Source organism: Streptomyces sparsus (assembly GCF_054776295.1).
On sequence record NZ_BAAHCA010001065.1, the window covers coordinates 1 to 1515 of the forward strand.

The following is a 1515-nucleotide window of genomic DNA, read 5'->3' on the forward strand; positions in this document are numbered from 1 at the left end:
GGCGCGCGCGGTCGGGGGGCGGGCGTGGTGCGGGCGGCGGGTTGCGTGCTCTGGCGGCCGTCACCGCACGGACCACCGGAGGTCGCCCTCGTCCACCGGCCGCGGTACGACGACTGGTCGTTCCCCAAGGGAAAGCTCGACCGCGGCGAGACCGCCGCCCGGGCCGCCGTCCGGGAGGTCCTGGAGGAGACCGGCATGGCCTGCCGGCTCGGCGCGCGGCTGCCGAGTGCCCACTACCGGGCGAACGGCCTGCCCAAGGAGGTCAGCTACTGGACGGCCGAGGCGCTGGGCGGGGTCTTCGTGCCGAACGACGAGGTCGACCGCCTGCTGTGGCTGCCGCCCGAGGCCGCCGCGGAACACCTCACCCACCCGCGCGACCGGGACCTGCTGGAGTTCGCGGTGCCACGACTGCACCTGCTCTGAACTGCGACGTTCCCTGGGTTGAGCGTCAGCTTGTCAACTTTCCTCCTCTCGGTGTATATAAAAAGTGAGGGCGTCACAGACACCGTCAGTCGGAAGGAGATGACCCGTGATGCTCATGCGCACCGACCCTTTCCGTGAGTTCGACCGCCTCACCCAGCAGCTCCCCGGAACCCGGTCCCGCCCCCTCGGCATGCCGATGGACGCCTACCGGGCGGGGGACGAGTTCGTCGTCCACCTCGACCTCCCCGGCGTCGACCCGGAGACCATCGAGCTCGACGTCGAACGCAACGTGCTCACCGTGCACGCCGAGCGGAGCTGGGCCGGCCCGGACGACGCCGAGCGCATCCTGGCCGAACGTCCCACCGGCCGCTTCAGCCGGCAGCTCTTCCTCGGCGACACCCTGGACAGCGAACGGATCAGCGCCACCTGCGACGCGGGTGTGCTGACCCTGCGCATCCCGGTCGCCGAGCAGGCGAAGCCGCGCCGCATCTCCATCGAGAGCGGAACCACCGGCAGCAAGCAGCTCGCCGGCTGACCACGCCGCCCGTCCGGTCGCCCGGTCCGCCGTCCGGCCGCCCGCGGTCCGCCGTCCGCCGCCCGTCACGCGCTCCACGCCCGGACGGGCGGTGTCGGAAAAGTCCGTGATTCGACCCGGCGGTTGCGGGCACACGGCAGGAGGCACCGCACCGCACGGCCACTCGGACGGACGGCCCGGCCCGCCGCTTCAGGGCGCCCCGCGCCCACAACCACGCAGTACCACCGCACCAACCGGCGTCACGGGGCGTCGGTCAGGCCACCCGCGGCCGCATGCCGCGGGTGAGGAGAAGGGGACACCACGTCATGGTCTGGAGTGAACTCGTCGACGGAGTACGCCGGCACGGCCGGTACGGCAGCACGACGGAGGCCGAACAGGTCACCCGCACCGTGCTCGGCGCCCTGGGCGCCGCGCTCACCGCGGAGCAGCGTCGCGCCCTGGCAGGCGGTCTGCCGCCGGAAGCCGCCACGATGCTGACCTCCGGGTCCGCCGCGGGCCGTCCGCTGAAGGCCGCGGACTTCGTCGCCGAGGTCGCCTCCCGCGTCGACGGCGCCACC

At 73.2% G+C, this 1515-nt stretch carries 3 protein-coding genes; all 3 read left to right on the forward strand.

The features are described 5' to 3' along the window. Positions 1-24 precede the first annotated feature (24 nt). Positions 25-423, forward strand: a complete 399-nt coding sequence (locus tag ACYVE9_RS26305; RefSeq protein WP_461030395.1) for an NUDIX hydrolase — start codon at positions 25-27, stop codon at positions 421-423. A gap of 109 nt (positions 424-532) precedes the next feature. Further along, positions 533-958, forward strand: a complete 426-nt coding sequence (locus ACYVE9_RS26310) for an Hsp20/alpha crystallin family protein (RefSeq protein WP_461030396.1) — start codon at positions 533-535, stop codon at positions 956-958. Positions 959-1263: 305 nt separating this feature from the next. Continuing rightward, positions 1264-1515, forward strand: a 252-nt coding sequence (locus ACYVE9_RS26315) for a DUF2267 domain-containing protein (RefSeq protein ID WP_461030394.1), incomplete at its 3' end; no start/stop codon positions are given.

Excerpts from the sequence above, each read along its gene's own strand:
- ACYVE9_RS26310 (WP_461030396.1), top strand. The coding sequence starts at position 533 with ATGCTCATGCGCACCGACCCTTTCCGTGAGTTCGACCGCCTCACCCAG.